This is a genomic window from Rossellomorea vietnamensis (genome assembly GCF_001305855.1).
Classification (GTDB): domain Bacteria; phylum Bacillota; class Bacilli; order Bacillales; family Bacillaceae_B; genus Rossellomorea; species Rossellomorea vietnamensis_A.
Genome location: NZ_LIXZ01000005.1, coordinates 273,558 through 288,414 on the forward strand (window position 1 = coordinate 273,558; position 14,857 = coordinate 288,414).

A 14,857-nucleotide genomic window follows, 5' to 3' on the forward strand; every position below is an offset into this window, starting at 1 on the left:
TTCGTTTCAGTCGTCTAGAAGCTTTGTCAGTTTTGAAATATTTACCCCCAATGCTTCTAAAATTACTCGACAAGTGATATCACTTACATTTTTCTTACCTCCTTCAAGTCTTTTAATGGTTTGGGTAGAGACATTTGCTTTTTTAGCCAGCTCTTCTTGAGTCATTTGAGACTTTAAACGCAGTAAGGATATAATATCCCCCATATTAAGCTTGTCAAAAGTCGAATTTTCTTTGGTGAAACAGGTGTTAATGGAGTTACAAAATTTCTTCATGTCATTCATAGATAGTTACCTCCAACATTTGGTAAAACGGTATTCACTAAATATAAAGAAAGTTCTCCATATTATCAAGGGGGGATAAGTCCTTTCTATTTATACTATATGGAATTGACGGGAACATAACATGGTCTTTTTAGATGAAAGGATATAAGACTTTAGGATGAAGTGAGGAAATGGAAAGGAATTTTTTTACAAAAGAAAAAAGCACCACGTAAGATGCTTTTTGCTGGTTTTATAGGAATTTATAATGCGAGGAATAAATCCCATCTAAGTGAATAATAAACGGTGCCGATTCCTACGAACACTACAATCAGGCCGATGATATTTTCGATGAACTTTTCTGGTAATTTAATGAATTTAAGTACCGTATATATAAGTGTGGTAAGCGATATGGTGACTATTGAAACAATAGCTATATTGATGGCAACTGTTTTTACTGGTTCTGTTAATAATTTACTGAATTCTAACAATTTAGACCCTCCTGATTTGATTCAATTCCAGTGAGCAACACTGAATATGTAGTATCAAGAAGACTATTATACTAGAAATTCCAACAATTTAATAGTGGTAGCTTTGTCTAGTATAATATGTTAAATGGGGGATTCCCGTCTTCAAAAGGCCAAATATTACATTAAAAGTTCCTTATGCAGCGTGGAAGATCGGATAAGTTATCAATCTCAGCATCAGCATGCTGTGCACCTGGCCAATGAAAGTCTCTTTTCCAAATCCCCTTCATGCCTACTCTTTGGGCACCGTATACATCATACTCGGGATGGTCTCCGACAAAGACGCATTCTTCCGGTTCTACATGTAATTTTTTTATCGCCCTCTTAAAGATTTCAGGATCTGGCTTCCTCAACCCTTCCCATTCAGAGACAAGAATCTCCAGATAGTAAGGTTCAATTCCAAGAGCCAGGATATTGTCCATTTGAAATTCGCCTAAGCCATTCGTGATCATCCCCAATTTTATACCACCCGCTTGTAATTCATCTAGCATAGTAAGTAAATGAGGAAACGGTACACAGCTATGTTTAAATTGACTGATATAATCGTCAAGCAGTTCTTCCCACGTTAATTCTTTTATTGAAAACTCCTCGATCAGCTGCTTATAAACCCTGTCTTTCCACACATAACCCCTCTGATCCAATTCAATGAATCTGGATGTATATAAATCTTTCGGAATATGATGGAGCCAATGGAAGAGTCGATCATATTGATGTGTGATGAATACTTGGACAGACGCATCCCTGTTTAGAAGTGTTCCGTCGAGGTCGAATAGGACAGCTTTAATCATAAATGCCCCTCTCCTCCTCTCTGCATTATATAATCAATGTTGAATTGCCTTTTAAAATAAAATCTCACAAAATTACTGTACGCGCGTGAGAAAGAATCTCTCCGTACACACCGTTCCATTCAGAGTAATAATCAGCCACATGATCTGGATCGATCCAACGTCTTTCAGCTGATTCAAATTCTGCTCTGAATGCATCTATTACTTCCACGTTCATGGCATAAAAAACTTGAAAACCTACTTTGGGATAAGCGCTTTGTTCATTCCAGTGTGGATTATCATGATGATCCACTATCAGGTACCCTAATAAGTGGGAAGTGCCTGATACATAAGCTTCCTCCTTCACTTCCCTTTTTAAGCATTCTATAGGGGACTCCCCCTTTTCCAGGTGCCCACCTGGAAAATCCCAACCTCTCTTATGGAGATGCACGAGCAACAGCTTTCCATTTTTAAAACAGAAGCCATGCACACTGGTGACTCGGGTTGTGTCAGGAAGGATAGAGTCTTGACGCCATGTCAATTTCACTTTGGCATTCCCCCAACGTACATATGTAGAATTCATCATTATCACTCCGTTAACGATAGACTATTATGTATATTCAGTTCAGCATCTGAGCCATAAAAGAGCATGATCAGAATTCACTCGATTTTTCTTTTAAGGGGAGCCTGTGCAATAGAAGCCCCGTCCCTATTGTTAACAGCGCTAAGATGAAAGCACTGAAGAAAGAATTCAAACTGTAGTCCTGCTCAAAACCATCTAACACGCTAGAATAAATGCCTGCCATTATGCCCGTCAAAAACGTACTTATTCGCAACAATTTTCCCTCCCTTTTTAAAGTGTACTGGGTAGTTCTAGTTAATGTCGCCGAGATATACCCTGGACGTTCTATTGACTATATATGATTCTATTTCTTTAGGATAGAATCTATAGTCTTTCAGTTTATTTAAATCAATCCACTCTACACCGACTTGATGGCTATCGGGGTTAGATGGAGTTTGATCAGTGTTCCATTCGTGGACAAGGGTACACGTAAAATAAAGCTCCATTTGATGCACGTCGGAATCAAATGATGCATGTTCATGATTCTTACCAATATATTCTCTTACATGGATTAATTCTCCTACCGACACTTCGCATCCAATTTCCTCGAAACATTCTCTTTTTAAAGCTTCATGAAGTGTTTCACCATGTTCCTGTCCACCCCCGGGGAAGAGGTAAAAAATACTTTCTTCGTCTATGTTTTTCGTCAGAAGAATCCTATTGTCTTTGATAATGATGGCTTTTGCTGAGTTACGAATTCGCATATGGCAATTCTCCTTCAATTTCTCTTCATTTCTCTTTGAATAAACCATTCTATGACACTGAAATTATTTAATAGATTTTTAACATTCTTTTATAGTGCAATAAAAAGTCTTCTAAATATACTCTTTTCAATATTTAACATCATAAATCCTGCTAATGTTATAAAGTGACTCCACATGGCGCATATCTTTATTAATCCAACATATATGCATCAGGTGTTAGAGGTTTTTAATAGTATGTGTTCAGGGAGAAACACCCTTCTCCACAAGGGTGTCTCTTCCTGAACTTCTCTTTGAGACATAACTTAATTCACATAATATTATTACGGTATATTTTTACTTTTAGCTATTTGAAATAGGCTAGATGTTATCCATCTTTATTCTTTATTTGTTCCCGGATATTTTCTAATTCCTCAAGAGATAACCTGTTTAGGGATTTTTTGATCTCATCTTCTACCTTCTTTTTGTTTTTCTCCCGATAGCCACCCCACCAGTCCCGTAGATTATCCGTATTCGAAAGCAGGTATTCGATATCGATTTCTTCAATTTCATCATCTGATAAGTAGTGAAGGACGGCGGCTAACATATGTTCGAGCTTTTCAATCTCTTCATTTTTCCTAAGAAGGACATCGGAGTGTTCTTCGTTTTTCTTAGGCATATTATGACCTCCTTTTTGTGGATGGTCCTTTTAGTATTGCTAATGGTGAATGTTGTTAAACACTTACCGTTTACAACACTCCCATAGAATTTTAGCAAAACGATGAATTCCTGAGCACTAAAGCATGATGATGACCTTTGAGAAGGCCCAGTTTCTCCTTTGAAAACTTGTACTACCCCTTTTTGTCTCAAGCCCTGTTCCTTTGTAAGGTTAAGCTACCTGGGAATACAAAGAACGGCGCGCCGGTCAAAAGGATACTAATTTGGAGAAATTTGAAGAGCTTCATATGGAATATGACAGGATGATTCATAAGATCATTCATTCTTTACACATTTACAAAAACAAACCAGAATATTATCAGACCGGTCTCATCGCTCTTTGGGAGGCTCATCAAAAGTTCGATCCGGATAAAGGGGCATTTCCTGCTTATGCCTACTCATATGTACGTGGCAGAATACTTTCTCAATTGACAAATGAAAATCGCAATGAAGAAAAAAGTGTTTTCAAAGAGACGGAGTTTTTTGACATGATCGAGGATGAGCATGTAAATGAAGGGCTGGCTGAAGAATTGCTGTACAGTTACTGCGGGGACTTAACTGCGAACCAGAGAAAATGGGTCGTGTATACTTGTCTGCATATGTTGACAGTCAGTGAAATTGCAGAGGTTGAGAATGTTTCCTTATCCGCTGTAAAAAAATGGCGGAAGGGAGCAAAGGAAAGGGTTCGGGGGATATTGGACATAAACGGGTAAATGATAATGCTTCCGTTAAAGATAATAGGTACTTTCAGCTTCAAATGCAACTTCAATTCAAAAGGGCCAAGCATTTTTGGCCCTTTTGAAATAGCTAGTTACACGTCACTTCTTTCACTACAGCCATTTCCCTGCCAAATCGGTCACCATGATCGACAAATCCCAAACTCTCATATAAACGGTGAGCACCCTGATTTTCGGGATGATATCCTACAACGATTCTATTAATATCATAGGTTTCCATCATTTCATTTATCATCAGATCTGTTGCGGCTTTTCCGATTCCTTTGCCTTGAAAGTTTTTATCCACCATAATCCGGTAAACCCAATTAGCATCCAATTCTTCACGTTCAGAATTGAACATTAATAATCCAACTACTTTATCTTCATAATAAATGGCAAATGGTCTTAACGTCGGTTCGAATTTCGATTGAGCGATTGATATGGCGTTGGGCTCAATAAATTCCTGTTGCTCACGGGATAGTTCGAGCTGACAACATTCGTACCAGTTTTCGGCGTTAACTTCTGCGATTTTCACATTACTATTACTCACACTTGTTCCCCTTTCAATCTGGGATGTTCTTATATCTAAGACCATTGAATCATAGCATATATTACTAGATGGCGGAGAATCTATTTTAATTTTTCAAAAACAAAGAAAACATTCATTTTATTTTTTTAACTTTTGGATGACCTGAGAAACCGAGGATACGCAGCAATGGCAATCAACCCACCAGCTATTCCGGCAATGACCATAATCAATATATTGAATAAAACATCTAAAGTGGTGGCTCCCTTTAGAATAATCTCCTTATACCCTTCAATTGCCCAATATTGAGGCAATAACTTACTGATCGTTTGCATAAAATCCGGCATAAGATCAACAGGTAGCCACAATCCTCCAAGCATTGCGCCACCAAGGGCTATGATCTGGGTAAGTGCAATACCCATATTCTCCGTTTTCACGAGTACGGCAAGTGCCATGCCCCAGCCGGTTACTATAAATGCCAACGAAAGTGATAAAAGTATCAGTCCAAGGGGATCCCCTAAAGGAAGGTCATACACAACGACGCCAAAACCAAATAGTACAGCAATCTGAATCAAAACGATCACCATGAAAGGGATCCATTTCCCTATAAAATAGTTCTTGATCGGAAGTGGGGTACTCGCGATCCTTGCAACCATTCCTTTGTCCCTATCCTTCACCAGCCCGATGACCATGGAAATCATAATATAAAAAGCAAACATGATTGTATAACCTGGAATGATTTGAGTGACGACTTCCTTGTAACTTGTATTTTCATCACCTGAAAAAATGGATACAAAGGCAATAATGAAGACAATCGGTAAGATAAACGTCCAAAACCACAAGCCTTTATCCTGTATATTTTTCTTTAACTCCATTTTGGCAATCGCCCACATAGCATTCTCCCCTTTCTATGAATCCCGAAGTTGAGTTCCCGTTAATTTGAAAAAGATATCCTCCAGTTTCGGTTGATATAACTCGAGCCTTCTTGGCAAAATGTTTTGGATGCGAAACTCGGCAATCAATTTTTCCAGCGTCATCAATGGATCATCACTTTGCAGAAGAAATCCATTTCCTTTCGCTTCTACCTCTCCATGTGTGGTTAGATCCACTTCATCCAAACCTTCTCCTGAGATAAACAATGACGGTTTATTATATTTTTGCTGCAGCTCAGCCATAGTCCCACATTCGACTAGGGCACCCTTGTCGATCAGTCCGATGCTGTCGCATAACTGCTCTACTTCCTCCATATAGTGACTTGAATATATGATCGTACTCCCCTTTTCCTTTAGCTCCTGTATGATGGAAAAAATCGAGTTTCTTGATTGTGGATCAATTCCCACTGTCGGTTCGTCCATGATGATAATGGAGGGATCATGGAGAATGGCACATCCGATATTCAACCGGCGCTTCATACCCCCGGAAAAAGTGATGACTTTGTCTTTCCCCCGTTCTTCTAAACCGATTTGCTGTAACACTTTCCCGGTGCGATCTTGAAGGTCCTTGCCTTTCAGCCCATAAAGGCTTCCGAAGTACAGTAAATTATCTTTTGCAGTCAGTGTTTCTTCCAAACAAATATCTTGTGGTATATAGCCGATGAGCTTTTTAACTTTTACCCTTTCTTTCTTGATAGATATCCCTTGTACAATGATATCCCCGTCAAAATTTTGTAAAACTCCAGAGAGTATCTTCATTAGTGTGGATTTTCCTGCCCCATTGGGACCTACAAGTCCAAAGCAAGACCCTTCTTGAATCGTTAAATGAACCTCATTAAGCGCTTGAAGTGAATCATACCGCTTGCTTACGTGATCAACCGTGATCATAAATGAACCTCCTTTAAACAGTCACTCATAATAAAATGTACGAATCATGATTGGTAAAAGTTTCATTTGCACAAAAACGAAAGAAAAAGGAGTGGGATTGTCTTCCACTCCTTTTGTATGTTCCATATCGTTTAATGAAAATTTAACGTTACCTCTTCGAATTGAAAGCAGGTGGACCCTGATACATGGATATGCCGGTTTGAATGGATTCATGCATTTTTTTGAATTAAGGGTTTATGATTGGATGGTATATAAACAAGCTGACAGTCTATTAAGTCTCAAGTCTACTCCTTCACTTTCAATCCTAATAAGCTTGCGAAACCGATCGCCTGATCAGGTGAAACTTCACAACCAGAAAGATTTTCAAGAGCCACGTTGATGCGTGTAAACTTGCAGGTACTGATGTCAATACCCTTGAGGTCAGTCTGAGTGAAGTCGATATCATTAAGATTGCATTGGTGAAAGTTGACCTTAAGAAGTTCACAGTCAGAATAATTGGCATTTTGTAAAAAGGTCTGATTAAATATCACTTGTTTTAATCTTGCTTCAACAAAGTCACTCATATTCGCCAGGCACTCTTCAAAGCGGACATTTCCTAAATGGGCACTGGAAAAATTCACTCCCAATAATTTACATTCTTTAAAGATGACCCGATGTATGATTCCATCATTGAATTTTGCATTCGACAGGTCACAGTTCTCAAATACGACATCTGTCATGTCGATTCGAGGGAAAGATGCGCCGGTAAACGAAACATTTCTGAATATTACTTTTGAGATCACGAGCTGATTGATCTCTTCCTGGTCCAGTCTCGCATTATCAATCATACAATTCGATAGGAATGGATCTTCCTCATAATAGACATCTTGGAAATTAGCTGTCTCTATACGAGCAGGGATTTTTGGACCCTCTATTTTAAATTTATTCACCATGAGTACACCTCGATTATGTTCATTTTTGTATAAAGAAACTATAACATGAAGAAAATTGAATAGTAGTCTTGGATTTTTTTCAGGTGTGTGTCTCGCATGATGAGAGTGGTGGACCCCTACCCCTTTTAGCTGCAATTGTTTATAACTAACTTACACCCTTTACCCGATTTGATTATGGCAAGGAATGATTTCACTATTTGATATTTCGGGTTAAAATAAGATGGAAATGATTAAGTGAGGTGTTCCACATGAATGTAACAGAAACATCACGCCTTACCCTGCGATGGGTGGAGATAACTGATGCAGAATTTATTAAAACATTGTTAAATGAACCTGGATGGCTGAACTACATTGGAGATAAAGGGATTCGCACTATAGATGATGCGAAGAATTATATTGAGAATGGTCCCCGAGCCATGTATGAACGTGAAGGGTTTGGATTGTTCTTGGCAGAACGTAAGGATGATCGTGCACCGATCGGTTTATGTGGCCTGATTAAGCGAGACGGTCTCGAGGATGTTGATATTGGCTTTGCCTTTTTATCTGACTATCAATCTCAAGGATATGCATATGAAGCAGCATGCGCTACGGTGGAGTTTGCTAAAGAGCAGGGGATTAAACGTCTGGTGGCGATTACGACAAAAGATAATGAATCTTCCTCTAGACTTCTTGAAAAATTGGATATGAAGTTTGAAGGATATGTGACACTGCCTGATGATACAGAAGAACTGAAAAAATACGGATTGACAATCTAACTAAAAGGGGAATTTAAACACAAGGTTTCTCATATCGAAAAGAGCTGGGGCATATACGGACAGCTCTTTTCCTTAACCTCTATTAATAAGAAAACGCCTAACCTATTTCAGGTAAGCGTTTATATCCTATTCATATAATTTCTTTAATTCTTCCAAAACATAGTTTTCCCTTTTAATCCACCGATTGTTCTCGTACTTGTCCATCAGCATTTCATTCCCTTCAATGGCCTCATCCATTGTAACCCATCGGGGAGTCATCTCAAGCTCCGACTCATATTCTTCTAATTGTTGTGGTATTCTATCCCCGTCTGAAAGTTCGCAATGAAAGTAGTGGGAAGTCATTTCGAATAATGTACCCGCTTCATACATGTCCATATATCTTTGTGTCACGATACCAACAGGCTCTTTTACCATGCAATGTATGTAGCCGGTTTCTTCAGCCACTTCCCTTATGAGGGCAGCAGACAGACTTTCACCTTCTTCGACCCCGCCTCCCGGAAATTTATAATCTCCCCTATTGGAATGCATGAGAAGGATTTTACCATCTTGTATGATCACTGCTTTCACTGCGGTTCTATATTTCATATTGTATTCCATGATCTCACTTTTTGGTTTTCCCAATACGGTTTCAAACAACACTGTCTCTCCTTTCCCTCGAATAGTATAGAATAATAGATAGTTCAACGACTTGATTTGAAAAGACAATCACTTCTTCCAATTTAATAATGGAGCCGAAATGACTTATACAAATACGTACCATTAAATAGAATTCGACAAAATTCCCTAATCTCCTTCAGGTGAATGAACATTCACTAAAAAAGAAAAACGCTTAAGAACTAAGCGTTTCACCATTTACCCCCATAAGAAGAACACGCAGGTTATTCATTTTAGGCTTTCCTTATTCCAATATATTCGGATTGCGGTCTGAATATAATATTGTTTTCAGCCTGCTCCAATACATGCGCTGTCCAACCCACGATGCGAGAGGCTGTAAATGTAGGTGTGAATAAATCTGATGGCAGATTAATCGATTTCATGATGGCGGCAGCATAAAATTCCACATTGGTGTATAGGGACCTCCCTGGTTTCATTTCAGCTAAAAGTTCGATGGCTTTCTTCTCAACAAATAGTGCCAAATCCAAAGAGGGATCATCGCCCTGATTTTCTAACAGCTTCTTTCTTAAAGCGATGGCTCTTGGATCATGAGTCTTATAGACGCGATGACCAAACCCCATCAGCTTCTCACCTTTCAGTACTTTCCCTCTGATGACACTTTCCGCTTTTTCTGCCACACCGATTTCGTTCAATAGGTCAATGACCCCGGACGGTGCCCCACCGTGAAGGGGACCTTTCATTGTCCCGATTGCTGAAGTGATGGCCGAAACGAGATCAGACTCCGTTGAGGCCGTGACTCTTGCAGAGAAGGCAGAAGCATTCATCCCGTGTTCCAGGGTAAGGACCATATACGTTTCAAGTGCATCCGCAACCGCTTTAGACGGACTTTTTCCTGTTAACATGTATAGATAATTCTCCACATGGCTTAGCTCGGTAACTGGTTCGAATAGAGGTCGATCCATCACCAGATTGAATCGGTATGCTATGATGGTAGGAATGACGGCTGTCAATCGCAAGGATTGCTCTATAGTCGGCTTCCAATTGTATTCTGGTACTCCTAGAGAGGAAATAACCGTCCTTAATGCACTCATGATGTCCATTTCTTCTGGTAGAGAATGAAGGATATCCTTCATTCCAGGTGTCAGTTTTCGATTAGTGTTCAATCTATTCTTGATTTCCTCTGCATCCTCCTCTGTTGGAAGATAACCATACCACAACAAGAAAGCCGCTTCTTCAAATGACAGATGACTGATTTCCCCGATTTCATATCCCCTATAGATAAGGATACCTTCCTTTCCATAAATGTGACTGATCGACGTTTGAGCGGCTACTATCCCTTTTAATCCTTCACTAAACATGCAAAACAACCCCTTTTCCTTTATTACAATTATTGTATAATGGATTTATAATTAAGAAAATTAAATATATTTAATTGAATTGATTACAATTTATAATAAAGATGAGGTGGATCCAGTGGATTTGAATATCATTAAAACGTTTATTATCGCGGCTGAGATCAATCATTTCAGAAAAGCTGCCGAGCGATTATATATCTCACAGCCGACCGTGACGGTACATATTAAACAACTTGAAAAGGAACTCGGAGTAGCCCTTTTCGAAAGAGAAGGCAAGAAAATCAAACTGACAGAAGCGGGGAGATCTTATTTACAAAATGCTAAGAGATTGATCGAGGTTTATGAGGAAGGCATAACCGACATTCAATCCTTTAGTCAGGGATACACGACCACACTCAAAATGGCCATTTCCCCTTTGATTGCTGATAATGTATTACCTTTTGTTTTAAAACAATATCTGGAGAAACATCCCCAAGTTGAAATATCGGTTGAAATCATTGAATCTACGGAAATAGAAAAGGCAGTTTTGGAAGAAAGGGTGGATATCGGACTTTCCTGTCTCCCCTCTTTTAGTCCTGAACTTGAACAGACTCTTTTATTTACTGATAAAGTCATTTTGGTGGCTCCTCATGATGGAAGGGATTTTGAATCTGCACCGCCCCTGGAAGAAGAGGAGTTACTGGCATCGAATTACTTATTGACCCATAATCATCCTTCCTATTGGGATGAACTTTGTTATACCATCAAACAATTTTATCCGAAAACAAGGATGATGAGAGTTTCGCAGACACATATTACGAAGCGATTCATCGCAGAAGGACTCGGCGTATCCTATCTACCCTCCTCGTCAGTCAGGAGAGAACTTTTGGAAGGGAGGCTTTTGGAGGTCCATACAAGTGCTTTTCCCATGCCACAAGCTAATACCTACGCGATAACAAAATATCTGCATAAAACACAGAAGGAATTTTTACGATTCCTTTCTCGCTTCAGAGTATGAAGAAAGATGCCCTGTTCATGTTACAGTGAACAGGGCATCCGCTTTACATATGATCTTTTTGAAAAAGTCCAGTCAGTAGGTCAGAGACGCCGAATTGGTTCTCTGTATCTTTTTTATCGATCATTTTTCTGATTTCAATGGGCTTTAATGAATGGAAAACCCTCCTTAATCGTTCTTCTGTATACCCCAATCCTCCCATCAGTGAGCCTTTTTTATATACTTCCCAATCGGATATATCAGAACCTCCTAATTCCCCGCCTTTATAAAAGCACGTTATGCCAAAGTGTCCTTCATGCTTTAACGTTCTTTCAATAAGATTTATGTAACTTATCCTTCTATGAGGAGCAATATGGTGAAAACATCCTGAATCGTATATGAAGTCGTACTTCCCGATGTTTAGGTCACAATCAAATATATTTTGATGAAGAAAGTTTATGGTTAGATTTCTTCCGTCAGCTCTTTCCTTGGCCCACTCGAGGGACGTTTTGGATACATCGACTGCATCAACCTCAAATCCCCTTTCTGCAAGGTAAATGGCATTCCTGCCCGGGCCGCAGCCAAATTCAAGTACTTTTCCTGGGCTGACAGTACCGCGTTCAACATAAGACACTAAATTCTCGTCAGGTGCATTAACAAAGATAGGTATTGATTTCTCTCGATCAGAAAAAAACTCATCCCAAAATGGTTCAGGCTCCCGTAAGTATGAATCTAGCATCGTAAGTATATCATCGTAAGTATGAATTTTTTCTTCCATATGGTTCCCTCCTTAATCAACTGATTTCATCTTACTTTATTACAGTGAATGAAAGGTTACCACGATTTTACAAATATATTATTTAATGGTTTGATTAAAGGGTAAGAAAGAGCCATATATGCGATTTAACGACCCCAGAAAACCCATTTTAAAGGATTTAAATGTCTTTAAAGGTAATGTGTATGTAAACTAGTTAAAGTTTGACCGAGAAGAATCTGAACACACTGAAGAGTGTAGTGACGATCAGCTAACCATATGTTTTTGTTACATTTGTTACATTATTGTAATAAATAAGCGATAGATATAAAGACTCAAGCCAATACTTTTTCCATGCGGATATCTGACCACATTTTATCATTCCAATAAGTAAAGTCAGGGATCCTGGCTATTTCCTGATAGCCCATTTGCCTGTATAACTTATAAGCCTGGGTGTTAAACTCAAAAACACCAAGTTCGATTCTATTTAGCCCGTGTTTTTTAATTTCCATTTCCAAATGACGAATGGCTTTATACCCTATTCCCCTTCCACGTGCCCCGGGATCTCCAATCGTAATCCCTACCCAGGCAGTTCCCCTCACTTTTTTATATAGATGACCGGGATCGATCATGTAATTCATTTCTCCCACAAGTTTGTTCTCCAGATATAGAAGAAACGTATGGTGAGAATCCAATCGATCCTTCAATTCATCAAGATTCATATCGCTCTGTTGTTCAAGCTCTTCCCTGTTTTGATTTGGGTGAATGAATGGTATTAAATCGGGATCGTTATCCCATTGATTTAAAGCTTTAAGGATAGTAGTGTTTGGGTGGGTTAATTTTTTAATGTGAAGATTCATCTCTTTTCCTCTCTTTCTCATTCTAGAAGATAAAGTGAAAAGACCACAGAATGTAACAGGTGATCATTATTTCTAACGCATAATTGTTAGAATATTCAATCATAAATGTGTATAGCTTCTCACACGTTTATGTTATGCTTAAAGAAACCTGGTGTAAAGGGAAGAATTTCTTTGGACGAGAGGTGAGGATATATGGAAGTCTTACATGATGTAAAGCTAGGAACGATACAAAAAGGTCATGTTTTTTATCCATTTCAACAGGAGGAAGCCTACATACGAAATTTGATGTTATTTATTCGGGGTGGTTTGGAAAATAAGCAACACATGCTGATAGTTGAAAGCATGAGAAATATCACCAAGGTCAAGAATAGAATGAACAGATTGTATACCGAAGAACAGCTCTCATCCATTTCATTAGTTGATAACTTTGACTACTATTTTTTTCATGGAGATTTTAACACTCAGCATATTCTCAGAGCTTTCCAGAAAGATCTCTCCGTCATTAAGAACTTGAATTCTTCCATAAGAACCTGGGGCCATGTCGAATGGGTCGCGGAAGAACCAAACTCAAATTTAATCAAAGAGTTTGAATCGATTGCTGATGATTATGTTCATCAGGAAGGCATGCTTTCTGTTTGCGCATATCAGGGCAACAGCTTATCAAGTACAATGACAGAAACATTGGAAATGCTTCATCAATATGTGTTGACTGATGAAGGTTTTCGATTATCCATGCTATATAAAAGGAAGTAAACTTTAAAGACCCCTTTACAATGGGTCTTTTATTTATGAACTTGTTTGTCCTTTTTCAGGAGGGCTTTACGTATGGGGCATATGTCCATCAAATAATGTTTACATCATCGATTTTATTCTCAATATATTTACACATCTGTTTCCTTATTTATATGATTCTCTTAAAAAAGGAATGGTTCTATGAACCACTTCCCCCCAATAACTATAACTATAATGCTTTCTACATTTATAGTTAGGAGGGGCTCTTGTGAAAGGAACCATTAATCCCATCAAACTGAACGAAATCATTGAATATGAGGATCTTCTTCCTGAAACATTTACCGGAACTTCTTTAAAGCCAGGGCGTATTGTACAAATCGTGTACTGGATCAAACCCGGTAAATCTTTCATTACGTATGATATCCTTGATGGCAAAAAGAAATATGTAAACATTGAAGATTCTCCCTCCCCGCCTTCGGTTCAAAGGCGGGAAATCAGCTATCAAACGTTATTTGAACTGAATCAACCGGTCGATATTGAGATAGCCGGAGTGAAGAGACCTTCTGTCGTCGTATCGATCAACATTCAGTGGAATGATGAGGGCACGGAGATTTCTTACGGAGTGACTGATCGGACGGATACAACTTATTTTGGTGTGCGGGAAGAGTTGTTGGTTAAATGGAATCCAGCATATGCCCGATAGATCTCGAAAACGCTACGGAATATATAAAGAAGCCTCACACAAGTCCACTTATACCAAAAGGTACCAGGCTCCTCTATCGGGACCCTGGTACCTTTTTAATTCTTACTTATAGAACACTTTGTCTACATTATATTTCGCTTGCAGTTTATTGATGATGTATGTCTCATAAATGTCACGATCCATTGCGTCTTCTACGATAGCTACGTCGATTCGGTAGACTTCGCCTCTGTGATTACGCAGTGGTGATACGGTATCTTCAAGATGCTTTTTGACTCTTTGTCGCAGCTTTCTAGCTTTCCCAACGAAAAGAAGTTCATCATTGATATTATAAAATAAGATGATGCCGCCCTTGTCTCTTGGAATTTCATGAAGATCGATAAAGCCTTGGATGCTTTTGATCTTTGGTTCTTCAGAGTCTTTTGGCTGCTTTCGTTCCGTTATGGAAATATCCGCCTGAGGGATTTGAATGTTTATCATGAATGGTCACGTCCTTTGTTTGCTGTAAGAGGTAATAGTAACACAAAAAGGTTGGAATTACTATACAACGA

Annotated in this window: 20 protein-coding genes; 5 read left to right on the plus strand and 15 right to left on the minus strand. The window is 38.8% G+C overall.

What is annotated here, in order from left to right; genetic code table 11:
- Positions 1–6: 6 nt before the first annotated feature.
- The 6 genes from AM506_RS08805 to AM506_RS08835 all read right to left on the minus strand — a co-directional run bounded on the left by AM506_RS08805 (position 7) and on the right by AM506_RS08835 (position 3,530).
- Positions 7–282, minus strand: a complete 276-nt coding sequence (locus tag AM506_RS08805) for a helix-turn-helix transcriptional regulator (protein ID WP_060672111.1) — start codon at positions 280–282, stop codon at positions 7–9.
- Between the two features lie 239 nt (positions 283–521).
- Positions 522–749 (minus strand): hypothetical protein, encoded by a 228-nt coding sequence (locus AM506_RS22730; protein WP_034759521.1) that lies wholly within the window; start codon positions 747–749, stop codon positions 522–524.
- A gap of 161 nt (positions 750–910) precedes the next feature.
- Positions 911–1,573, minus strand: a complete 663-nt coding sequence (locus AM506_RS08815; protein ID WP_060672112.1) for an HAD family hydrolase — start codon at positions 1,571–1,573, stop codon at positions 911–913.
- A gap of 64 nt (positions 1,574–1,637) precedes the next feature.
- Entirely contained in the window at positions 1,638–2,132 is a 495-nt protein-coding gene (locus AM506_RS08820; RefSeq protein WP_060672113.1) for an NUDIX hydrolase, read from the minus strand.
- A gap of 290 nt (positions 2,133–2,422) precedes the next feature.
- Positions 2,423–2,875, minus strand: coding sequence for an NUDIX domain-containing protein (locus AM506_RS08830; RefSeq protein WP_060672115.1), 453 nt, complete (start codon positions 2,873–2,875; stop codon positions 2,423–2,425).
- Between the two features lie 364 nt (positions 2,876–3,239).
- Positions 3,240–3,530 (minus strand): hypothetical protein, encoded by a 291-nt coding sequence (locus AM506_RS08835; RefSeq protein ID WP_060672116.1) that lies wholly within the window; start codon positions 3,528–3,530, stop codon positions 3,240–3,242.
- 262 nt (positions 3,531–3,792) lie between these two features.
- Between AM506_RS08835 and AM506_RS08840 the strand changes: the two genes are divergently transcribed.
- Positions 3,793–4,281 carry a sigma-70 family RNA polymerase sigma factor gene (locus AM506_RS08840; protein ID WP_060672117.1) on the plus strand — a complete coding sequence of 163 codons (489 nt, stop codon included), beginning with the start codon at positions 3,793–3,795 and terminating at the stop codon, positions 4,279–4,281.
- 94 nt (positions 4,282–4,375) lie between these two features.
- On the opposite strand, the gene AM506_RS08845 is transcribed toward AM506_RS08840, so the two are convergent.
- The 4 genes from AM506_RS08845 to AM506_RS08860 form a co-directional block, all read right to left on the minus strand.
- Complete coding sequence (locus AM506_RS08845) at positions 4,376–4,834, minus strand: GNAT family N-acetyltransferase (protein ID WP_060672118.1); 459 nt, start codon at positions 4,832–4,834, stop codon at positions 4,376–4,378.
- 125 nt (positions 4,835–4,959) lie between these two features.
- Positions 4,960–5,703, minus strand: coding sequence for an ABC transporter permease (locus tag AM506_RS08850; RefSeq protein WP_060672119.1), 744 nt, complete (start codon positions 5,701–5,703; stop codon positions 4,960–4,962).
- Between the two features lie 15 nt (positions 5,704–5,718).
- On the minus strand, positions 5,719–6,630 hold the full coding sequence (locus tag AM506_RS08855) for an ABC transporter ATP-binding protein (protein WP_060672120.1): 912 nt from the start codon (positions 6,628–6,630) through the stop codon (positions 5,719–5,721).
- Between the two features lie 284 nt (positions 6,631–6,914).
- Positions 6,915–7,562: a pentapeptide repeat-containing protein gene (locus AM506_RS08860; protein ID WP_060672121.1), complete on the minus strand. Its 648-nt coding sequence runs from the start codon at positions 7,560–7,562 to the stop codon at positions 6,915–6,917.
- Positions 7,563–7,810: 248 nt separating this feature from the next.
- Between AM506_RS08860 and AM506_RS08865 the strand changes: the two genes are divergently transcribed.
- The gene (locus tag AM506_RS08865; protein WP_060672122.1) at positions 7,811–8,317 is read left to right on the plus strand and encodes a GNAT family N-acetyltransferase; all 507 of its coding nucleotides are present in this window, start codon (positions 7,811–7,813) and stop codon (positions 8,315–8,317) included.
- Between the two features lie 126 nt (positions 8,318–8,443).
- On the opposite strand, the gene AM506_RS08870 is transcribed toward AM506_RS08865, so the two are convergent.
- Both AM506_RS08870 and AM506_RS08875 read right to left on the minus strand, forming a co-directional pair.
- Positions 8,444–8,956 carry an NUDIX hydrolase gene (locus AM506_RS08870; RefSeq protein WP_440480348.1) on the minus strand — a complete coding sequence of 171 codons (513 nt, stop codon included), beginning with the start codon at positions 8,954–8,956 and terminating at the stop codon, positions 8,444–8,446.
- Positions 8,957–9,204: 248 nt separating this feature from the next.
- Positions 9,205–10,290, minus strand: coding sequence for a citrate synthase/methylcitrate synthase (locus AM506_RS08875; RefSeq protein WP_060672123.1), 1,086 nt, complete (start codon positions 10,288–10,290; stop codon positions 9,205–9,207).
- A gap of 115 nt (positions 10,291–10,405) precedes the next feature.
- Here AM506_RS08875 and AM506_RS08880 point away from each other — a divergent pair, with 115 nt between their 5' ends.
- Positions 10,406–11,284: a LysR family transcriptional regulator gene (locus AM506_RS08880; RefSeq protein ID WP_060672124.1), complete on the plus strand. Its 879-nt coding sequence runs from the start codon at positions 10,406–10,408 to the stop codon at positions 11,282–11,284.
- A 43-nt stretch (positions 11,285–11,327) separates the two neighbouring features.
- Here the strand turns inward: AM506_RS08880 and AM506_RS08885 are convergent, their stop codons facing one another.
- Positions 11,328–12,038: a class I SAM-dependent methyltransferase gene (locus AM506_RS08885; protein ID WP_060672125.1), complete on the minus strand. Its 711-nt coding sequence runs from the start codon at positions 12,036–12,038 to the stop codon at positions 11,328–11,330.
- A gap of 311 nt (positions 12,039–12,349) precedes the next feature.
- The gene (locus AM506_RS08890) at positions 12,350–12,874 is read right to left on the minus strand and encodes a GNAT family N-acetyltransferase (protein ID WP_060672126.1); all 525 of its coding nucleotides are present in this window, start codon (positions 12,872–12,874) and stop codon (positions 12,350–12,352) included.
- Positions 12,875–13,066: 192 nt separating this feature from the next.
- On the opposite strand from AM506_RS08890, the gene AM506_RS08895 reads away from it, so the two are divergent.
- Together AM506_RS08895 and AM506_RS08900 are read left to right on the plus strand one after the other, a co-directional pair.
- Positions 13,067–13,627 carry an MEDS domain-containing protein gene (locus tag AM506_RS08895; RefSeq protein ID WP_060672127.1) on the plus strand — a complete coding sequence of 187 codons (561 nt, stop codon included), beginning with the start codon at positions 13,067–13,069 and terminating at the stop codon, positions 13,625–13,627.
- A gap of 247 nt (positions 13,628–13,874) precedes the next feature.
- Positions 13,875–14,309, plus strand: a complete 435-nt coding sequence (locus tag AM506_RS08900; protein WP_060672128.1) for a hypothetical protein — start codon at positions 13,875–13,877, stop codon at positions 14,307–14,309.
- Positions 14,310–14,411: 102 nt separating this feature from the next.
- Here the strand turns inward: AM506_RS08900 and AM506_RS08905 are convergent, their stop codons facing one another.
- Entirely contained in the window at positions 14,412–14,786 is a 375-nt protein-coding gene (locus AM506_RS08905) for a nucleotide excision repair endonuclease (protein ID WP_060672129.1), read from the minus strand.
- Positions 14,787–14,857 lie beyond the last annotated feature (71 nt).

Coding starts and splice junctions, on each gene's coding strand:
- AM506_RS08895 (WP_060672127.1), top strand. CDS start 13,067: ATGGAAGTCTTACATGATGTAAAGCTAGGAACGATACAAAAAGGTCAT.
- AM506_RS08865 (WP_060672122.1), top strand. CDS start 7,811: ATGAATGTAACAGAAACATCACGCCTTACCCTGCGATGGGTGGAGATA.
- AM506_RS08820 (WP_060672113.1), bottom strand. CDS start 2,132: ATGAATTCTACATATGTACGTTGGGGGAATGCCAAAGTGAAATTGACA.
- AM506_RS08860 (WP_060672121.1), bottom strand. CDS start 7,562: ATGGTGAATAAATTTAAAATAGAGGGTCCAAAAATCCCTGCTCGTATA.
- AM506_RS08835 (WP_060672116.1), bottom strand. CDS start 3,530: ATGCCTAAGAAAAACGAAGAACACTCCGATGTCCTTCTTAGGAAAAAT.
- AM506_RS08905 (WP_060672129.1), bottom strand. CDS start 14,786: ATGATAAACATTCAAATCCCTCAGGCGGATATTTCCATAACGGAACGA.
- AM506_RS08890 (WP_060672126.1), bottom strand. CDS start 12,874: ATGAATCTTCACATTAAAAAATTAACCCACCCAAACACTACTATCCTT.
- AM506_RS08830 (WP_060672115.1), bottom strand. CDS start 2,875: ATGCGAATTCGTAACTCAGCAAAAGCCATCATTATCAAAGACAATAGG.
- AM506_RS08855 (WP_060672120.1), bottom strand. CDS start 6,630: ATGATCACGGTTGATCACGTAAGCAAGCGGTATGATTCACTTCAAGCG.
- AM506_RS08875 (WP_060672123.1), bottom strand. CDS start 10,290: ATGTTTAGTGAAGGATTAAAAGGGATAGTAGCCGCTCAAACGTCGATC.
- AM506_RS08850 (WP_060672119.1), bottom strand. CDS start 5,703: ATGTGGGCGATTGCCAAAATGGAGTTAAAGAAAAATATACAGGATAAA.
- AM506_RS08885 (WP_060672125.1), bottom strand. CDS start 12,038: ATGGAAGAAAAAATTCATACTTACGATGATATACTTACGATGCTAGAT.
- AM506_RS08815 (WP_060672112.1), bottom strand. CDS start 1,573: ATGATTAAAGCTGTCCTATTCGACCTCGACGGAACACTTCTAAACAGG.
- AM506_RS08805 (WP_060672111.1), bottom strand. CDS start 282: ATGAATGACATGAAGAAATTTTGTAACTCCATTAACACCTGTTTCACC.